Annotated in this window: 12 protein-coding genes; 7 read left to right on the plus strand and 5 right to left on the minus strand. The window is 45.1% G+C overall.

The genetic code is table 11. The features are described 5' to 3' along the window. The first annotated feature begins 29 nt into the window (after positions 1 to 29). On the plus strand, positions 30 to 398 hold the full coding sequence (locus IC007_RS01015) for a hypothetical protein (protein ID WP_054846404.1): 369 nt from the start codon (positions 30 to 32) through the stop codon (positions 396 to 398). A gap of 45 nt (positions 399 to 443) precedes the next feature. Here IC007_RS01015 and IC007_RS01020 read toward each other — a convergent pair whose 3' ends face one another. Next, complete coding sequence (locus IC007_RS01020) at positions 444 to 1,799, minus strand: hypothetical protein (RefSeq protein WP_149528222.1); 1,356 nt, start codon at positions 1,797 to 1,799, stop codon at positions 444 to 446. 97 nt (positions 1,800 to 1,896) lie between these two features. Between IC007_RS01020 and IC007_RS01025 the strand changes: the two genes are divergently transcribed. After that, positions 1,897 to 3,216 (plus strand): class II fumarate hydratase, encoded by a 1,320-nt coding sequence (locus IC007_RS01025; RefSeq protein ID WP_054846407.1) that lies wholly within the window; start codon positions 1,897 to 1,899, stop codon positions 3,214 to 3,216. Between the two features lie 164 nt (positions 3,217 to 3,380). Further along, positions 3,381 to 4,199, plus strand: a complete 819-nt coding sequence (locus IC007_RS01030; protein WP_149528223.1) for an MBL fold metallo-hydrolase — start codon at positions 3,381 to 3,383, stop codon at positions 4,197 to 4,199. 108 nt (positions 4,200 to 4,307) lie between these two features. Here the strand turns inward: IC007_RS01030 and IC007_RS01035 are convergent, their stop codons facing one another. Next, complete coding sequence (locus IC007_RS01035; protein ID WP_149528224.1) at positions 4,308 to 5,081, minus strand: MBL fold metallo-hydrolase; 774 nt, start codon at positions 5,079 to 5,081, stop codon at positions 4,308 to 4,310. Between the two features lie 134 nt (positions 5,082 to 5,215). Between IC007_RS01035 and IC007_RS01040 the strand changes: the two genes are divergently transcribed. Together IC007_RS01040 and IC007_RS01045 are read left to right on the plus strand one after the other, a co-directional pair. After that, positions 5,216 to 7,081, plus strand: a complete 1,866-nt coding sequence (locus IC007_RS01040; protein WP_149528225.1) for an APC family permease — start codon at positions 5,216 to 5,218, stop codon at positions 7,079 to 7,081. A gap of 205 nt (positions 7,082 to 7,286) precedes the next feature. Further along, positions 7,287 to 7,817 (plus strand): SLOG cluster 4 domain-containing protein, encoded by a 531-nt coding sequence (locus tag IC007_RS01045; RefSeq protein WP_054846409.1) that lies wholly within the window; start codon positions 7,287 to 7,289, stop codon positions 7,815 to 7,817. 81 nt (positions 7,818 to 7,898) lie between these two features. Here IC007_RS01045 and IC007_RS13085 read toward each other — a convergent pair whose 3' ends face one another. The 3 genes from IC007_RS13085 to IC007_RS01055 form a co-directional block, all read right to left on the minus strand. Continuing rightward, positions 7,899 to 8,048, minus strand: a complete 150-nt coding sequence (locus tag IC007_RS13085) for a hypothetical protein (RefSeq protein WP_156303815.1) — start codon at positions 8,046 to 8,048, stop codon at positions 7,899 to 7,901. 219 nt (positions 8,049 to 8,267) lie between these two features. Continuing rightward, the gene (locus IC007_RS01050; protein ID WP_054846419.1) at positions 8,268 to 8,591 is read right to left on the minus strand and encodes a DsrE family protein; all 324 of its coding nucleotides are present in this window, start codon (positions 8,589 to 8,591) and stop codon (positions 8,268 to 8,270) included. 17 nt (positions 8,592 to 8,608) lie between these two features. After that, positions 8,609 to 8,971 carry a hypothetical protein gene (locus tag IC007_RS01055; protein ID WP_054846410.1) on the minus strand — a complete coding sequence of 121 codons (363 nt, stop codon included), beginning with the start codon at positions 8,969 to 8,971 and terminating at the stop codon, positions 8,609 to 8,611. 160 nt (positions 8,972 to 9,131) lie between these two features. On the opposite strand from IC007_RS01055, the gene IC007_RS01060 reads away from it, so the two are divergent. Both IC007_RS01060 and IC007_RS01065 read left to right on the plus strand, forming a co-directional pair. Continuing rightward, positions 9,132 to 10,172 carry an AIR synthase family protein gene (locus IC007_RS01060; RefSeq protein ID WP_174861564.1) on the plus strand — a complete coding sequence of 347 codons (1,041 nt, stop codon included), beginning with the start codon at positions 9,132 to 9,134 and terminating at the stop codon, positions 10,170 to 10,172. 135 nt (positions 10,173 to 10,307) lie between these two features. After that, positions 10,308 to 12,662, plus strand: a complete 2,355-nt coding sequence (locus IC007_RS01065; RefSeq protein ID WP_054846412.1) for a plasma-membrane proton-efflux P-type ATPase — start codon at positions 10,308 to 10,310, stop codon at positions 12,660 to 12,662. Positions 12,663 to 12,684: the final 22 nt, after the last annotated feature.

Genomic DNA, 12,684 nt, shown 5'->3' on the forward strand with positions numbered 1-12,684 from the left:
TTTTTAATTTTTCACTCTTTTTATTACACATGATATGTACCACAGTAGACAAGGATATGAGAATTCAAGTTTTCAGCAAGGGAGAGTTGATGATACTCTACGACCCTGAAAAGAAGGAGGTCGTCTACAAGGAAGATAACGTGGCTTTGAAGTCCAAAGCTAGGAGACCGGAAGCTACGAAGGAATGCATAAAGTTGAAGGCTGATACCATATTGGGAGCACATGGGTCGTTCTGTTTCCCGTCTTTCATGATGGGTAGGAAAGCAGGGAAGAAGTTGATTTACGCCGATCCAGGGACTCCCGTGTTTGAGGTAAAGGGTAAAGAAGTCACGATATCGGAGGTCTTATACTCGTCTTTCACCGCCATGAAGGAGAGATTGACAGAACATCACACCTGACACGACAAGGAGTTATTCCATTTCACGGCGACTTTCCCCAATATCCTAGGAGTAACTCACTTCAATGGGTTTACCTCCTTTCCAGCAAAGACTTACTTTTATGTTACTAATATCCCTAATCCTGCTCAAGAGGAGGGCAATTGTTATAATAGACATATATCTTCGACCTACGTCCTGAACGACGTGCTTATCGATGTCATGTGAATATCTCTTAACACCCTCCTGGTACGTCAAAGTCGGCACCTTAATCAACAGAGGTTCGGTGTACTTGCCTATGGTAGACTTCCTCCACCTTTCATAGGCCTTTTTATCGCCGGTCAATAAATACGCACCTTCAATCAGGTCTGGGTCAATCTTAGGTATGGCAATGTCGCACCATAAGTCCTCGCTAGGTATTAACCTGGCATGGGACAGGACCGAGTTTAGAACGTCCTCCACTATCTCGCTTAGTGCTGATTTTAGGGGGCTACCTCTAGATTTAGTCTGTACGGAGTTAATCGTCACTTCGTTCCTGACACATTTCGGAACGATCAGGTCCCTGAGCTCATAGTTATGTATTCCGTAAAAAAGCAGGTTAGTGTCGATTAGTACCTTTTCTCTAGTCAAGCTAGATATTGTGTCTTCTTTGTTCCCTTTAGTGATCTTCAATTCAAAAGCTCCAGAAAGCAGAAGAGCTTCGTTGATAGTCTCCTCGCATCCCCACCTATTGTGGATCTTGTTCAAGAAGTCGTTCAAATTAAACGTATCTGAGCTGAGGAGCAGTTTGTCTTGAGAGTTTCTATCCTTCTCCTTGACGTGTAGTTCCAGGACGTCGCTAGAAGTTTTCTTGTTCAGCTCCACTACTATTTTCTCTACGTTCATATTGAAAGTCTTATCAGATAGATAACCCGGGAAACCATCAAGTTTAGACGGGTTCAAGTTAGTTTTAATTTCCCCGTTGATTACTCTCATCGTCTCCAGCGGTCTAGGTACGTATGGGTAGAAATAGTTGGTCCACGGTCCAAATGTGAAGACGTAACTCACAGTAGCTAGCTTTTCACTTTCTACCCTTCCGAGGAGGTAAGCAGTCAGAGAAGCTGAGGTAGTAGGCACGACGATCACCTTTCCGCACTCCATTGTCTTCTCATCTATCCATTTCCTGAAGGCATCTACATCCACTGGAGCTGATGCCTCCTCCAATACTACCTCCGTTCCTTTTTCTTGAATCCATCCGAATAGCTCTTTGAGTCCCCTAGGGCTCTGTGCGTTAAAGAGATTTCTCGTGAATCCGGCGTAAAACACTAGTAGCAGGTCTATATCGAAGGTCTCGAAAGTCCTCACTATAGACGACATGGTACTTTCGAATATGTAGTCAGACCTATTGACTATGAACAGTGCACAAGTCTTTGTTGACCTTTCCATACTCTAATTTGACGCTGTATCCTTTAGGCTTATTCCTCGGTCGTAGCGCTTTTTGACAGAATAAGCCTTATTTCCTCCCCTACATTTCCATGTAGAGATGAAGTACACAGAACATGCACCAAAACTCTTCATGAACACCGGAACAAGGTTTCCAAGGAAGATAATCTGGGGCATAGGCGCAGTCAAGTGGGCATGTGCTAAGGCTAACGTATCGCTGGGCCTTCTCGACAGAGAGAGGGGAGACTCGATCATGAAAGCTTCAATGGAACTCATGGAAGGTAAGCATGACGACAAGATAGTTTTGGACGTATTTCAGACCGGCTCAGGGACAGGGCTGAACATGAACGTGAACGAGGTAATCGCGGAGGTAGCCTCTTTCTATAGCGGGTTGAAGGTCCACCCGAACGATCACGTTAACTTGGGCCAGTCGTCGAATGACGTGGTTCCCACGAGTATCAGGGTGGCATCTGTCAGTCTAGCGGAGGAATCCCTGATACCCTCTCTAGAACACGCAGTCTCTGTGATATCCTCAAAGTCCAAGGAGTACGCAGACTACGTAAAGGCTGGAAGGACGCACCTGAGGGACGCTCTCCCCGTGACTTTCGGTCAGGAGTTAGGAGCTTACGCCGACGCTTTAACTCACGATGAGTACCTAGTTAAGTCCGCTCTTGATTACGTAAAGGAGCTTCCCATAGGCGGGACAGCTACTGGGACGGGGCTGAACACTCACCCTGATTTTCAATCCAAGGTGATTTCAGAGTTAAATTCACTAACAGGATTGGGTTTCAAACCAGCCAACACTTTCAGAGGACTGAGGTTGCTCACTGACATGCTCTCCATGAGCTCGTCCATGAGGACTATAGCAATCGATCTGTACAGGATGGCACAGGACTTCAGGCTCATGTTCTCCGGTCCTTTCACCTCGATAGGCGAGATAGACATACCTTCGCAGGAAGAGATAGCAGGATCCTCAATAATGCCCGGAAAGACGAACCCCGTGACCGCAGAGGCTATGATGCTGATCTCAGCTCAGGTGGTGGGTCTAGACCACGCAGTACAGTTCGCTTCAATGTTAGGAGAGTTCGAGCTAGCTATGGGCGTACCCCTTGTTGGATATGATGTAGTCACGGAGATCTCCCTCCTGTCGGAAGCTTTGGGGAAGTTCTCCGACCTGGTAGTGAATGGATCTGTCCCTAACAAGGAGAAAATGTTACGCTACGCCGAGTCTTCGCCCTCTCTCATCACAGTACTGTCCCCTATCATAGGTTACGATAAGGCTGCAGAGATAGGCAAGAAGCTCAATAAGGGTATGTCGATCAGGGAAGCGTTGAGGGGTCTAGGTTATAAGGACGAGGAAATAGACAAGATCCTCGATCTCAAGAAGCTGGTGAAACCTGGGACTAATCCTTTGTCATGAGCAGCTCAAGCAGACGGCAATTTTTATTCTGTTCTTTTTTAATTAATTTAGTTTCTTGGATATAGTATTATTTCTTCAGATCTAGAGCAGACATATAAATTTATTCTTGATGTAGGTAAGTCTAATCTTCAACCTATATAAGAGATTACACAAATTCCATATTGATGGAGAAAAAGAAATCTTTGAAAGTAGGCAAAACAACAGTTTTCGCCGGGAGTCCTAACACCTTGGCCTATGAAGGCATTGTTATAGATCTAGGCGGAAGAAACTCCGACCTTGAAATTGAGGCAGAATCACAAATAGCTACCCATGGGCACTCAGACCACATAGCGGGGCTCTTCCTCGACGCCAAGAAGAAATACCTTCCTCCAGAGGACATGTGGGGAGTATCCCTCATGGGAAGGAGGATGGCGGTCTACGGCTTTTCCTGTGCTGATTCTCCGCTGTTCACTTACGATCTGATCAAGGAGGATTTACAAGCTACTTTCAGTAATCCCGACGTGCAGATACTGAAAACTCCTGGTCACACACCGGGACATACAGCTTACCTTGTAGGCGATGTTCTGTACGCTGGGGACGCGTTCTTCGGTCAAAGGGTTCTCGAAAGTTTCGTATTTCCCTTTTATGTAGACTTCTGGAGAGCTATGGAGTCTCTCAAGTTAATAAAGGAGGAATCTAGATCCGTTGAAGGCATAGTCATCTCTCACGGTCCAGTTTACGAGAAAAGGAAGATGGTAGAACTGATAGACTTCAACCTGAAATACGGTGAGAAGCTAGTTTCTTACGTCAAGGAATCCCTTTCGGATTGGGTAACTTCACAGCAAGTCGTGGTCAGAGTCATGGAGAGTTTAGGAAAGAGAAAGGAGGAGATAACCCCCACGTCAGTGATAATGAACGAAAAAACTGCGCTCTCTATAATATCAGGACTAAGGGTAGAATATCAAACCACAGAAGAGGGAGTGAAATACAAGATATCAGGGTGAGTAGTGAAAAGATCTAGACTCTTTCATCAGGAGATTGTAACGGTTGGGATTAGAGAAGTTTTTTAGAGTGAAAAAGAAAAAAACGCTAAAACTACATATATGCACGTGTTATTCTCCCTTTAGCCCTTTCATGTTTATCCTGAAGTGCTTCTTTAACATCTCTCCTTTCTCTCCTCCTATGTCTAGATCTTCTTCAGTGACGTTGAACTCTCCTTTGTTGACCAAGTTAAGATATTCCTCCAGGAATTTCCCGTCCACTATACCCCCGTGGGATAACCCCACTGAGAAAGGGGAAAGGGATATCTGCTTCTTTATGCTTTCCTTGTAACCTTCTAGGTCTATAGGTGGGGGAGTAGTTGGCATCATGACCCCGTTGAGGACTGCTCCAGCTGAGTCGCCGGCGAAAAGCATCCCTTCGTAGAACAGGGAGATGTGGTGCTTAGCATGACCTGGAGTGTAGATTACACTGATCTTTTTTCCGCCTAAATCAACCGTGTCCCCATCTTCAACCTCTATTACGTCATCTCTGGTCTTCTCCACCTCTCCGTAGACATCTACCAAGTCTCCCAGGACTTCCCTGGCGCTCTCGTTGAGCCTCCTTACCCCTTCGTCTGTGGTGAGGTACTTCCTGTAACCCGACTTCATCACAATCTTAGCTTCCTTATATCTTTCCATAGTTTCCTTCACAAGCCCCACGTGGTCTATATGAAGGTGAGTCAGGATCACGTAGCTCGCTGTGTCCACGAACCCTAGGTCTACCACAGAATTAGAGGGGCCAGGGTCTATTATAGCAGTCTTCTCCCCGCATATTACGTATGTCGTCATTATCTCGGGATACTCGGGTGGACCCGAAGGTATGGCGTGCATTCCTTTACATGGCATTTTGACCTTGTTAATCTCTTTCTAAAGTTTTTAACTTCTCTGCTCTATACTTTTTAACATATAATCGCAATTCAATAAATTCTATATACCCTGTACCGTAAAAGTTATAATAAACTTCCTTTCTACTTATACCGATGACGACTGAAACTGAGGTAAAAAATCCGGATAAATTGCTCAGGAAAAACCTGAATCTGTTGGACCTCACCTTTTTGTCCATGGGTGGAATAATAGGTTCCGGGTGGCTCTTTGCTGCCCTGGACGCTGCGAGCACAGCTGGTCCTTCTGCGATTCTCTCCTGGTTGATAGCTGGAGTCTTAGTGATGTTCGTGGGTCTGTCTTACGCTGAGATAGCCAGTGCAATACCTAGGACAGGAGGTATCGTAAGATATCCGCATTACACCCATGGAAGCTACACGGGATATATCCTGGGCTTCCTGTATCTACTTTCCGCCATAACCGTTCCAGCAATTGAGGCTGAGGGAGCAATAGAGTACATATCCAGCGTGAATCCAAAGTTCGTCCTCTCCTACACTACTACGGTGGACGGCTCCAGCGTTACCGTGCTCAACTATGAGGGAATAGGATTAGCCTTCCTCCTCATGTTGTTCTTCTTCTTCCTGAACTACGCCGGTATAAGAGTTCTTGGAAAGTCTAATACAGGAATCACTGTCTGGAAGATCATAATACCTACAGCTACGTTCCTCCTTCTGTTCTTGGCATATCATTCAGCCAACTTCACAAGTTATGGAGGATTGTTCCCCAGCAATGTAGCAGACGCATCAACTGGGATAGTTGGCCCTGCAGCAATGCTCTATGCTATACCAAGCTCTGGTATAATATTCTCTTACCTAGGCTTCAGGCAGGCCGTGGAATACTCTGGAGAGGCAAAGAACCCCCAAAAGGACGTTGGGAGGGCAGTTATACTGTCACTCATATTGGGTATAGTCATTTACACCATGCTTCAGGTCTCCTTCATTGGAGGACTTGACTGGGAAAAAGCTGGCATTACTCCAGGAGACTGGGGTGCACTACTGAGCAGCAACTTTGCATCTTCTCCGTTCTATTCAGAGTTCACGTCTTCAGGGATAGCTCTTCTGGGAGCATGGGGTACACTGCTCTTGATTGACGCAATAGTATCTCCTAGTGGGACAGGTTTAGTTTACACCGGAACATCTACGAGGACGATCTATGGTCTAAGTATGGACTCGTATTTCCCTAACATATTTAGCAAGGTAGGTAAGACGGGAATCCCATTCTTCGCGTTATTAGCCTCCTTAGTGGTAGGAAGTATATTCCTCTTACCGTTCCCAAGCTGGTACCTTCTAGTGGGATTCATCTCTTCTGCTACAGTATTTACCTATATAATGGGAGGGATAGGTCTGGAATCGTTAAGGAACCATGCTCCGGATCTGAAGAGACCTTACAAGGCAAATCCAGCTAAGGTGATAGCGCCTATAGCCACAACAGCTGCAATCCTAATAGTTTACTGGTCCGGTTTCACCACACTGTTCTACATACTTAGCGGTCTTTCCATAGGTGTCCCAATATTCTGGCTTTATTACGCTGTAAATCACATAAAGATGAACAAAGCTCTAGCTTATACAATGGGAATAGTCCAGCTTTTGACATCCCTCGGCTTGATATTCTTTGGTTACTTCAACGTAGTGACGAACTCATCACCTTCCTTAGAACCTTCATTCATTCTATATTACCTTGCTTTCATAGGAATGCTGGTAATTCCTACAATTATAGGGTATTCTTTCACTAGCGATGAAGGTAAAAAGGAGATAAGGAGCGGGTTCTGGCTTATAGGGCTAATCATAGTCATGTATGGGATAAGCTTCTTCGGTGGGTTCGGTCCACTCAGTACTCCTCTTATACCGTTCCCTGAGGACACCATTGTAGCCGCGATAGTAGGATTAATATTCCACTATGGTGGAGTGAAGAGCGCGTTTAGAACTGAGGAAATAGAACGTATAATTGAAGAACAGAGAGGGTAAGCCACACTTTTTCTCTTCTTTTTTAAATGCAAATGCATCATAATCTCTTTCTTAAACTCTCTTCTTTAAAAATAATAAAGAAGAAAATATTTAGATCGAAGGAATTCACGTAAACTGCTACCTAGATCTACGAGTCCTGACGTAAAACACGGTCTATCTGAGAACGGCAAAAAGAGATAAAAACGATACATGAAGATTCATAATCATGTTCCAGATAGCAATAGCTGCACATAGTTCTAACCCTTCCGAAGAGATGGCGAGGAAAGCCGAGAAGTTCGTCTCAGCAATAAAGAGAAACGACGTGATTATATTGCTAGGAGGTTACTGGGGCCTTATGAAAGTTGTCGCTGACAGAGCGTTAAGTGAGGGAATCCCAGTTGTCATGGTTCTCCCTATGGAGAGAGACGTTCCAGTACCTGAGAAAGTAGTCAGGATAGACAGCGGAAGCGAGTATAGGTCGAGATCGATCCCCCTTATAAGGTCTTCTGACGTGGTAGTTGCACTTGGAGGAGGGGCTGGTACCATCATAGAGATCCTTTTGGGTTACGCTATGGGAAAACATACTTTCGTTTTGAAAGGGAATGGGATGAGCTCTGACAACCTAGAAAAGGCATTCCCAGACTTCATTGACGAGAGAAAAGTGACCAAGGTAATGTATTTCGATAACGTAGAGGAGATGGCTAAGGAAGTTCTCTCTTCAATGGATCACAGAAAGGTTGAGGAGAGATTCGGGTGAAATTTATCCATTCTCACAGTGTCATAAAATAAATTTTATCAATTTTATAGTAAGAAAATTTTAGAACTTATAGCCAATTATTTATAGCAGTTGTTCTATTTTAATGTAATTTAAAGGTTTCATCAGACTTGGTGTACCCATAAACGTATTTTTAACGAACCTGAGGAGCTCCTCCATGTTCCTCAGGTTAAGGTAGCTGACCAGCTCCCTGACTACATTGACCAACGTCACGAAGGGGAGGAAGTGAGCTTGTGGTCTCCTTACGCTAGTGAGCGAGATGAAAAACTCTTAGATGACGTGGTATATATCATAAGGTAACTTCTGAAAGTCATTTTTTAAAAACTTCTATCAAAGGGAATTATAATTTATATATATAAATAAAAAAAGGCTTAAAATAACAGAGTACAAAAAATATATGTGTATGCTACTTATTTTTTACTTTTAAATCTCCTAGATCGTGATGAGTTGCTCTACGTCTTTCATGGCTTCGTAAAAGTTCGGGAAACAACCTACCACAGCTTCCTCTATTAATGAATCTCCTAGGTTCCTCATGAACGTGCACTGGTCACATGCCTGAATGTACACTCCCTTCTTGTAAAGAGACCTAATCCTTTCAGCGGTATCGGTTCCTTTCACCAGCATATACACGTTGTCGTGAACGAAGAATATTCCCTTCACGTCAGCGACGTGTTTTCCCTCCTCTAGCTGTGGTATCACCATGTTGACCAGGATGTATTGTGCCAGGTTAGTCAACGCTATGTAAGCTACTTTCATATGTGCTTCACTCTCTTTCATTCCGTGATCGTGTTCATGACCTCTCTTGTGAGATCCTCTACGTCTTTTGTGACCTTGAATCCCCTGATTTTAGATAGTTTTTCTATAGCATCTCCCACTCCTTTAACTTGGCCGTTGTTTACCCATTCACATAACGCTTCTAACACTATCTTGCTCGTCAGACACGGGTTCCCTGAGTACATGACGTTTACTTTCTGGTTCTCCCTTAGCCACAACAACTGAATTACACCCTTGGGCGTCACCAGCGTTTTCATTTTGTAACCTTCTTTCATCTTGTTAGTCCTGTACATCGGTCTCATCAGGAAGTCAGACGCTGAGTTCCTGTTTACCTTACAGCAATCATGTTCAAATTCTTTCATATTAGGGTCACCCTAATACATCGTATCTTAATAAATAAAGTTATTGTACATGCGTAAGGAAGGATAAGGCTTTTCATGAGCTATTTAACGGGAATCACTAAATTTTGGAGAAGAGGGAGAAAAACTAACTGTTTTAAATCCTCGTCTCACTCTATCCATTATGTTGGGTAAAATAGGGAAGAAGATATTTGATGAGGTTATCTACCCTAACTTGGGCGAGGTCAGGAAAGAGGTTATAGTGCCACCGAGGAACGGAGTTGATGTTGGAGTTGTGGATTTAGGAGACGGGAGGGTACTCGTCACGAAAACTGACCCTGTTTTCGTGGTAAAAGAATATGGGCTCAGGAAAGCCGCATGGTTCGCAGTTCACATATTAGCGAGCGACTTAATGACTTCTGGAATCCCTCCACAGTACGCCCTGATTGACCTTAACTTGCCCCCTTCAATGGAAGATGAAGAGTTGAAGGAGATGTGGGAAGGGATCAGCGACTCACTCAAAGAGATAAACGTCATGGTGATCGGAGGACACACAGGGAGATATGAGGGAGTGAACTACCCAATGTTGGGAGGTTTCACGATGTTGGGAATAGGCGAGAAGGAGAGGCTCGCAAATCCTTCCAAGGTGAAGGTCGGAGACGAGGTTGTCGTAACGAAGGGGCCTGCGATAGAGGCCACAGCGCTCCTAGTCAACACGTTCCCCGACGTTTTCAAGGAGGAGATGTCAGAAGACTCCTTCAGGGAGGCAATGGACATGTACTGGAAGATGTCGTGTTGGAAGGACGGACTAGTAGCTTCCAAGGTAGGAGTGAACGCGATGCATGACGCCACAGAGGGAGGGTTGTGGAACGCTCTGGTTGAAATGAGCGAGTCCTCTGGTAGAGGAATGGCGATTGAGAAGGAGAAGGTACCGATACCACGTTCGGTGAGAGAAGTGACCGACCTAGTAGATATAGACCCCTTTACCTCAATAAGTGAGGGGACCATGGTGATAATTACGTCTAACGGTGAAGAGGTAGTCAAGTTGTTAAAGAGAGAGGGGATAGGGGCTGAGGTAATAGGGAAGGTGACGGAAGACAAGGCTGTTAGGGTAGATGGGAATGTGATAGGGAGACCCGATTACGATCCCTTTTGGGTCGCTTTCTCTGAGGTAGGTAAGAAGGGAAAAGAAGCACTCAAGAAAAGAGGCAAAAACAAGACATAGGTGACCTCATGTATCTTGAGCCTATAGCGAGATCATGGAGGGAATAGGGAAAAAGACACAATAATAATTTGTAGATATTCATTAACAATGTTAACATTATGGTCGTTTATTAATTCCAGTTGCTGAATTTCATTCATGGAATTAGAGAAAGCTACTGTGGACGACGTCCTTTCATACCTTTCAACTTCAAGGTCAGGTCTGACTTCTGATGAAGTTAAGAGGAGGTTAGAGAAGTACGGATATAACGAAGTCAAAGAGAAGAAGGTAAGTCCGATCAGGAAGTTCTTGGAGAAGTTCAACGCTCCAGTCCCTTGGATGCTGGAGGTTACTTCTCTAGTGACGTTCATCCTCAAGAAATACGACGATATGGCTATCATTCTCTTCCTTCTTGTCTTCAACGCTATAGTCAGCTTCGTCCAGGAATCCAGAGCTGAGAACGCGGTAGAGCTCCTTAGGAAGAAGCTCTCCGTCCAGACCTCCGTGCTAAGGGACGGGAAATGGGTCAGCGTTCAAGCGAGGGAATTAGTACCTGGCGACGTGGTACATGTGAGGTTGGGAGACATAGTCCCTGCTGACGTTAAGGTAATTGAAGGCGAAGTGGAGGTAGACCAGTCCGCCTTGACAGGGGAGTCCTTGGCTGTGGAAAAGAGGAAAGGCTCTATCCTTTACTCAGGCTCAATAGTAAAGAGAGGAGAGGCCGAAGGCGTAGTAGTCACGACTGGAGCTAAAACGTACTTTGGAAAGACAACCGAACTGGTTCAGAACGCCAAGGTAAAGTCTCACATAGAAGCCTTGATACTCGGAATAGTGAAGTACTTGATTACCATAGACGTCACTTTAGTACTACTAATTGTGATATACTCTTTCTTCACCAAGGTTCCTTTATCTAACGTGATACCTTTCGCTTTAGTAGTCCTCATCGCTTCGATACCAGTTGCCCTCCCCGCAACTTTCACCATTGCAATGGCTATAGGGGCTCTGGAGATGTCCAAAAGGGGAGTCTTGGTCACTAGGCTAAACGCTATAGAGGACGCTTCCTCTATGGACGTTCTATGCATGGATAAGACAGGTACAATAACTGAGAACAAGCTTTACGTAGTAGACCCCATAGTCATGCAGGGAAGTGAAGAGGAACTCATTAGATGTGCGGTGTTAGCATCTGAGGAGGCAGGAGAGGACCCGATAGACAAGGCAGTAATAAACTACGCTAGAGAGAAGGGAGTAAATGTAGATTTCTCGATTAGGAAAAGCTTCACGCCTTTCGACCCTTCCACTAAGAGAAGCGAGGGAATCGTAGCGGAGAACGGAAGCGAGGTTAGAGTCGTGAAGGGAGCACCTCAGGTAGTAGGATCCTTGTGCGGAATGAGTGATGAAATAAAAGACACTATAGATAAACTTGCAATGAGGGGCTTCAGGGTAATCGCTGTAGGTAAAGGTAAGGGAGGGAATAACCTCACTCTACTTGGACTGCTCCCGCTTTACGACAGGCCCAGAAAGGACTCTGCAACCTTGATAAGTGAGCTTAAGGACTTAGGAGTCTCAGTGAAGATGATCACCGGAGACAACAAAGCGATAGCGGGAGAGATAGCGAAAGAGGTGAAAATAGACGGTCCTCCTTGTTCGATATCGGACGTGAAAGAAGGGAAAGAGAAAGTAGATGAATGTGGAGTACTAGCTGAGGTTTTCCCGGAGGACAAGTTCTTCGTTGTAAAATCCCTTCAGAAAGAAGGACACGTGACAGGGATGACGGGAGACGGAGTGAACGACGCTCCGGCGTTGAAACAAGCTGAGGTCGGGATCGCCGTGAGCAACGCTACAGACGTGGCCAAAGCGGCTGCGAGTATTGTCCTCACACATGAGGGTATAGTAGACATAGTCGATGCGGTGAAAAGCGGAAGAAGGATATACCAGAGGATGCTTACCTACACTCTCAATAAAATTATGAAGACTATACAAGTAGTCTTCTTCCTTACTACCTCGTTCTTTGTGTTCAGGTTCTTCGTTACCACACCCTTTGATATAATCTTGCTTCTCTTCGCTAACGATTTCGTGACCATGTCGATAGCTACAGACAACGTAAGGTACTCCAAGTCCCCTGAAAAGTGGAAAGTGAAACCCTTAGTCATGAGCTCCGCGGTCCTCTCTACCATGTTAGTCCTAGAAGGCTTCGCTGGCGTCTTCCTTTCCATGAGGCTGGGCTTCTCTCAGGGGGAGATACAGACTTTTGTCTTCGACCTGCTGGTCTTCTCAGGGCTATTCACAGTCCTCATGGTGAGGGAAAGAAAGAGGTTCTGGCACTCAGCTCCCAGCAGATGGCTCCTTCTCTCAATCTTGGGTGATATAGTGGTGATAAGTGTAATTTCAATCCTGGGAGTTCTCGTGAGCCCTATCCCTCCCCTGAGCGTCGTGTACGTTATACTTCTGACGTTTGGTTGGATGGTATTGATGGACTTCGTGAAGAATCTTGTTTTCAGGAGATACGGTCTGTAACCAATAGTCGGACTCTTGATAG

The sequence above is a fragment of the Sulfuracidifex tepidarius genome (genome assembly GCF_008326425.1).
In the GTDB taxonomy this organism is placed as follows: Archaea; Thermoproteota; Thermoprotei_A; order Sulfolobales; family Sulfolobaceae; genus Sulfuracidifex; species Sulfuracidifex tepidarius.